This is a genomic window from Metabacillus sp. YM-086 (assembly GCF_048059995.1).
GTDB classification, from domain to species: Bacteria; Bacillota; Bacilli; order Bacillales; family Bacillaceae; genus Metabacillus; species Metabacillus litoralis_B.
Window position 1 is genome coordinate 23,387 of sequence record NZ_JBLUOI010000061.1, and the last position, 6,580, is coordinate 29,966.

General features: G+C 35.6%; 8 protein-coding genes. 2 read left to right on the forward strand and 6 right to left on the reverse strand.

Annotated elements, in window-relative coordinates; all coding sequences use genetic code 11:
* Positions 1–88: 88 nt before the first annotated feature.
* The 5 genes from ACEWK1_RS20750 to ACEWK1_RS20770 form a co-directional block, all read right to left on the reverse strand.
* Positions 89–1,093, reverse strand: a complete 1,005-nt coding sequence (locus tag ACEWK1_RS20750; RefSeq protein WP_416636608.1) for a sensor histidine kinase — start codon at positions 1,091–1,093, stop codon at positions 89–91.
* A gap of 2 nt (positions 1,094–1,095) precedes the next feature.
* The gene (locus ACEWK1_RS20755) at positions 1,096–1,779 is read right to left on the reverse strand and encodes a response regulator transcription factor (protein WP_121664019.1); all 684 of its coding nucleotides are present in this window, start codon (positions 1,777–1,779) and stop codon (positions 1,096–1,098) included.
* Positions 1,780–1,795: 16 nt separating this feature from the next.
* The gene (locus ACEWK1_RS20760) at positions 1,796–2,335 is read right to left on the reverse strand and encodes a hypothetical protein (protein WP_251404187.1); all 540 of its coding nucleotides are present in this window, start codon (positions 2,333–2,335) and stop codon (positions 1,796–1,798) included.
* Positions 2,336–2,501: 166 nt separating this feature from the next.
* Positions 2,502–3,635, reverse strand: a complete 1,134-nt coding sequence (locus tag ACEWK1_RS20765; protein ID WP_416636609.1) for an NADH-dependent flavin oxidoreductase — start codon at positions 3,633–3,635, stop codon at positions 2,502–2,504.
* Between the two features lie 187 nt (positions 3,636–3,822).
* Entirely contained in the window at positions 3,823–4,116 is a 294-nt protein-coding gene (locus ACEWK1_RS20770) for a Dabb family protein (RefSeq protein ID WP_251404183.1), read from the reverse strand.
* 212 nt (positions 4,117–4,328) lie between these two features.
* Between ACEWK1_RS20770 and ACEWK1_RS20775 the strand changes: the two genes are divergently transcribed.
* Positions 4,329–4,934: a class I SAM-dependent methyltransferase gene (locus ACEWK1_RS20775; protein WP_121664015.1), complete on the forward strand. Its 606-nt coding sequence runs from the start codon at positions 4,329–4,331 to the stop codon at positions 4,932–4,934.
* 68 nt (positions 4,935–5,002) lie between these two features.
* Here the strand turns inward: ACEWK1_RS20775 and ACEWK1_RS20780 are convergent, their stop codons facing one another.
* Positions 5,003–5,827 (reverse strand): ABC transporter ATP-binding protein, encoded by an 825-nt coding sequence (locus ACEWK1_RS20780; protein ID WP_212135289.1) that lies wholly within the window; start codon positions 5,825–5,827, stop codon positions 5,003–5,005.
* 188 nt (positions 5,828–6,015) lie between these two features.
* Between ACEWK1_RS20780 and ACEWK1_RS20785 the strand changes: the two genes are divergently transcribed.
* Positions 6,016–6,580, forward strand: a 565-nt coding sequence (locus ACEWK1_RS20785) for an NAD(P)/FAD-dependent oxidoreductase (protein WP_416636610.1), incomplete at its 3' end; no start/stop codon positions are given.

Here is a 6,580-nt window from a genome sequence, read left to right on the forward strand (position 1 = left end):
TAGCTTTCATCTAACTTCATTATAAAAAAGGATGATCAGCTTTTCCCTCGATTGTTCTAACAAAATAGAAGAGCATGTGACAATGTTGTCACATGCTCATTACATTCACAAAGTCATTGCTTTTTGGAAAGGTAAGTATAATGGTTGTTCCTACGCCTAGCTCAGATTGGATGGTAATCTCAATTAACAATGGTTTAGCTACTTTTTTTGCGAGATACAGTCCCATTCCTGTGGCTGATTGGTCATCATGATTGGTTGTAGAGGTAAAGCCTTTATCGAATATACGAGGGAGATCTTTCGCATCTATTCCTCGCCCAAAGTCTTGTATTTGTAAGTATGTATGTTCATCTTGCTGATAGCTTTTAATATAAATATCAGAGTGATCACTATATTTAACAGCATTTGTTAAAAGCTGTCTTACAATGAAAGCAAGCCATTTTGTATCGCTTAATACTTCTGTTTTTTGAAGATCGATATCAAAACCAATTCCTTTTTGAATACACCAAGATTGTAAGGTTTTTAGTTCCTGAAACATCAAAGCTTCTAAATCTGTTTTTTCTATTAGTAAATCATTTTCAATAAAAAGCAATCGTTTTTGATGAAGCTGCTGATCAAGAAGTAAGTGAATTCGAAGCCACTCATAGGTTATCTGCGATTTCAGTGTATCATCTTCTATTTTTTCAACCATTAAATGCATGGCTGTTAGAGGGGTTTTCACTTCATGAATCCATGATAATAAATCATCTTTTTCCTGCTCTAATTTCACTTGATTTTGTGAGGCGATCGTTTTTAAGTAGTCTATTTGCTCAATAAAACTACTTTCTATCATCTGCTCAAACGGACTATCAGGCTTTATTAAGCGAGTTAAATCAAAATCTTTTTCCCGTTCCTGTAAAGCTTTATAAAACTTAGTTTCTTTTTGATAACGAAAAGCAAGGAAAAAGAGTAAAATAAGGGTCATAAGAAAGGTTACATACACTATAGATGATAGTGAAATTTTCGGATCAATATAGGCAATAAAAAGCAGAAGAAGGAGTTGGAAAATAAAAAAGACGATCCAGCTTCGTCGTTCCAGAAGATATGTTTTTACCATGTTTATACCTCTTCTACGGCCATATAGCCTTGTCCGACTTTGGTTTCAATGAAGCTTCCTAATGAAATCTCATCCAACCGTTTTCGCAAACGGTTTACATTAACAGTTAATGTATTATCACTAACAAAACGCTTATCATCCCACAGCTGATTGATCATTTTTTCCCGGCTAACAATTTTATTTTTATGGTCAATTAATATTTTTAAAATAAACATTTCATTTTTTGTTAGTTCTATAGAGCCAACATGGTTGGAAACAATATTTCTTTCTAAGTCTACTGTGGCACTGCACCATGTTTTCACTGTTAGCTGTTCACTGCTATAGTCATATACTCTGCGAAGAATGGCTTGAATTTTAGCGATAAGAACGTCAAAGTGAAAGGGCTTTTGAATGAAGTCATCGGCACCAAGCTGCATAGACATCACCATATCAGTAGGGTGATCTCTTGAAGAGAGAAAAATAATAGGAACATTTGATCGAGATCTAATCATTCGGCACCAATGAAATCCGTCAAATTTAGGAAGCTGTATATCAATGATGACGAGTTCTGGATTAATAGAAATGAACTCCTCCATGACCTTGCTAAAATCCGTAATCCCATGCACATCATAAGACCAGCCGGTTAATCGGTCTTTTACTTCGTTAAACAGGGTCATATCATCTTCAATAACTAAAAGTTTAAACAAAATTTTCACCACACTACTAGTTTAATTTCTCTTTTTTTCTTAATTTTTTTATAGCTAGAATAACTAAAGTGATATAACCAATGATCAGTCCATATCCAATTACGATAATGAGCAGAGGTACATAATCAGGTGTAGTTCCTGAATCGGTTGACATTGCCGCCAAGAACAAAGGCATAATTGGCAACATAATCATACCAGGACCTGTACTAACGAGTAGCAACCCACCAGGAATTAAAACAAGCCATGGCCAGATTGTTCTTGATGTTTTTTCTGAAGGTGGACTTGCAGTTGGTCTGGAATTTTGGATGTTAGTGTCCCTTTTAAAAACATGAAATTCTTTAATTGCATCAAAGGAACGCTTCATTGCCCAAATTGCACCAAGAACGATCACAAGTGCAATGGTAAGGTAAAAGAGAGAAAAGAAATGAAATACACCTGATTGCTTAAATTTCATTAAAAATAAAAAAATGAAACCTGGAAGGGCATTGACGAGGAATAATGCTCCACCTATTAAAACAAACCATGCCAATAAAGGAGGTTTTTTTTCTGTACTCATCGTATTTTCCTCTTTCAAAAGATCCTTTTTATTACTATTATAGAATAACCTTTTGGAAAAATATACCGTAATAGATGAGGGGGTACAGATATATTGTGACAGGAGCTTAAGAAGTTAGATAATCACTCACGAGCATAGAATTCGTGAGTGATTTCTAGAATAAGTATTAAACGCCAGGGAACCAACCTGGTGTATTGATAATCGCGTTCCATAGTGGGTCAGGAATAACGAGTTCTTCTTGTTTATCTTTATTTATTTCTGTAACAATTTCGTCCTCTTTTCCTTCTGACACCTTTTGAACCCAATCAGGATCAATAATAAGCTCTCTTCCTAATGCAAGAAGAGGTACCCCTGTTTCAAAGGCTTTACGAGCATCTTCAGCAGAGTAGATAGATCCTACACCAATTAGTGGTACACGATCATTAATTGTTTCCTGAAGATAAGAGATTCTAGTTTTTGTTAGATCTTCCACACCTCTTCTAGGTGTTGAGAAGAAATCAAATAGTGATACATGTAAATAATCAAGACCTTTATTTGATAAAGCATCTACAAGTGCTAGAGTTTCATCCATTGTGATACCAGGCGTTTCTGGTTCTTCCGGTGAAAAACGGTAGCCAACAATAAAAGGTTCTTTAGCATGTTCTAAAACAACCTTTTTAACTGTATCAACTACTTCTAAAGGAAAAGTCATTCGTTTTTCAAGGCTACCACCAAATCGATCTTCACGTCTATTCGAGTGTGGAGAGAAAAACTGTTGAATTAAGTAACCATTAGCCCCATGAATTTCTACTCCATCGAAGCCCGCTTCAATCGCACGACGTGTTGCTTCGCCAAAGGCTTGAATGATATCCTCAACCTCTGCTTCCGTTAAGGCTCTTGGCTTCTTGTCAGGTTCTTCTGTTGATACCCCACTGTTTTCAGCAGGAATATCACTTGCACTAACTATTTCACCATTAGGCACTAACTCCGGGGGACACATTCTTCCGCCATGAAAAATTTGCAAAACAGCTTTAGCACCTTGCTCTTTGATTCTTGTTGCTAGCTTTTCTAAGCTCGGAATCATTTCGTCTTTATCTGCACCAAATTCACCATGAAATCCTTTGCCATTAGGTGTAATGTAGGCACAAGCAGTAATGACCATACTTACTCCTTTAGAGCGGCGTGCATAGTAATTTACTTCTTCTTCAGTTACAGTTCCATCCTGGTGAGAAGAGAAGTTTGTCATTGGAGCCATGATGAGACGGTTTTTTAATTCTATTCCATTAGGTAATGTATATGTAGATAAAAAGTTGTTACTCAATTGTATCTTCCTCCTTGTTTTGGTGTACTTGTTATAGTAAGAAAATGATCTACATTTGTACATAAATATGCTTAGCAAATGTGTTAGGGTTTATGAAAAAAGATTGATAATTTTATGGAGGGGAGGAAGGAAGATAAATAAAAATAAAAAGACACCGCAATACTTTGCAATGTCTTTTTCCCTTTAATTAAATTTCAATATCTACACCGATGCTGTCAATTCTACCAGAATCGCGAATAAACGCTGCAACTGCTTGGTGATCTTCGTTAGCTGCATACGCATCAAGAGCTGCTTGATCTTCAAAACGGACCATTAATACAATTTGATATTCTTTGCTTTTCTCAGCAAGATTAAGACCTGCATGAATTTCAACAATCCCAGTTAACACATTCTTTAATGCTGTAAAACGACTAATAATCTCTTGATATTGTTCTTGTGTTGTTGTTTCTTCGAATTTAATAAGCACAGTACGTTGAATCATGTGAGTTTCTCTCCATTTCAATGACTTTTCTGTATCGTATTTAACCAACTAACTAAGCGGCAATTTCTATCTCATTTTACATTTTGTGTTATTGGATATCAAATATGAAGTTATAGAAAAGAAGTGAATCTTTCATTAATTCATGATCGTAATACGAGTGAGTATAACAGTTGAGAAAAGCAAACAAAAAATGGAGAAGAGTGTGGTCTTGAATGGATCTAAACAAACAGGTCAAATTATTTGATAAGCAAGCAAATAAGTATGCAAAGCGCTTAAGGCAAAATACAAGTGATCAAAAAATGAGGAAAAGGCTGCTTTCATCCGCAAAAGGACATATTCTAGAAGTCTCAGTTGGAGCAGGTGCAAATTTTAACTATTATCCTAAAGATTCAAAAGTAACTGCTGTAGACTTTAGTCCCTTAATGATTGAAAAGGCAAAAGAGGAAGCAAGACATCATAAGCTTCATGTAGAGTATATAGTTGGTAATGTAGAAGAAGTCATTTTACCCGAGCGTGCATTTGATACAGTAGTATCCACACTCTCATTATGCTCTTATCCCAATCCTGAAAAGGTACTGCAATTGTTGAATTTTTGGTGTAAAGAAGACGGTCAAATACTACTATTAGAACATGGCATTAGTTCGAATTCTGTTTTTTCATGGCTACAAAACAGAACAGATTTCTTTTTTGCAAAAAGCATAGGTTGCCATATAAACCGAGATATTTTACACATATTAAAGCAATCGCCATTGCATATAAAAAAGATGGATAGCTATATGTTGGGGTCTGTTCACCTTATTTGGGCAACACCACAGTAAAAAATCCCGAGGCTAATAACCTCGAGACTAGTAAAGAAATTGAGTTGCTTGTTAGGAAGTAAATGCTACTAATAACTGGCAACAGCAGTTGGGTTCATAGCAGAAGAATTTTTTAATAAATTATAAGTCATACACATCGGTTTATTTGTTCGTGGATCTTTGCCAATTTCAGCATCAATGTTAAAAACATCCCTTAACACATCATGTGTGATAACTTCCTCACAATTACCGGCTTTAATGACCTGACCGTCCTTTAATGCGATGATATAGTCAGCAAAGCGTGCAGCTTGGTTTAAGTCATGCAAAACCATAACAATTGTGTGCTCTTGCTCTTTATTTAACTTTTGAAGAAGCTCTAATACTTCCAATTGGTGAGCCATATCTAAATATGTAGTTGGTTCATCTAAAAAGATGATGTCTGTTTTCTGAGCAAGGGCCATAGCAATCCACACACGCTGACGTTGCCCACCTGATAGCGCATCGACTGGTCGGAACTTAAAGTCAATCGTTCCTGTCACATCAAGTGCCCAATCAATGACTTCATAATCTTTCTTTGTTAAACGCCCAAAACCTTTTTGATAAGGAAAGCGTCCATAAGAAACAAGTTCACCAACTGTTAAACCGCTTGCACTTTCAGGTGTTTGGGGGAGAATGGCCATCTTCTTTGCAAGAAGCTTGGTGTTTTCCTTGGAAATATCTTCTCCATCTAATATGACAGTACCGGATTGATGCGGAATGATTCTTGTAATGGCTTTTAATAAAGTAGATTTTCCACAACCGTTTGAACCAATAATCGTTGTTATTTTCTTATCTGGAATTTCTACACTTAAATCTTTAACAATCAGTCGTTCACCATAGCCAATTTCTAAGTTATTTGTATATAGGCGAGCCATTAATAACCCTCCATTTATTCATTTTCAACTTACAAATGAAAATGATTCTCAATATCGTTAGTTTGATTCTATAATTCATATGTTCTAATGTCAATACAATAAACAATATTGTAAAAATTAACGAATCATAGTATAGTTAAATGAGAATGATAATCATTAATAGGAATTCAAGCTAAGGAGTGAATAGAATGGACTCACAGGAACTGTTTGATGTAACTGTTATTGGGGGAGGACCAGCAGGACTTTACTCAGCCTTTTATAGTGGATTAAGAGAAATGAAAACAAAAATCATTGAATTTCAGCCACACTTAGGCGGGAAAATTCATGTTTATCCGGAAAAAATGATCTGGGACGTTGGGGGACAAACCCCAATTCTTGGAGAAAAGTTAATTCAACAGCTTGTCCAGCAAGGCTTAACCTTTGATCCAACAGTTGTATTAAATGAAAAAGTGGAGTCCATCTCACGTACTGAAGAAGGAATCTTTATTTTACATACATCTTCAGGGGAAAAGCATTATTCCAAAACAGTGATTGTTGCTGTTGGCAGTGGAATACTAAATCCTCAAAAGCTTGAAATTGAAGGTGCTGAAAAATTTGAGGTATCTAACTTACATTACACAGTAAAATCCTTAAAACGTTTTAAAAATAAAAAGGTCATTATATCTGGTGGAGGGAACTCAGCAATTGACTGGGCAAACGAATTAGAACCAATAGCTGAAAAAGTAATCTTAACTTACCGAAAAGGGGAGTTAA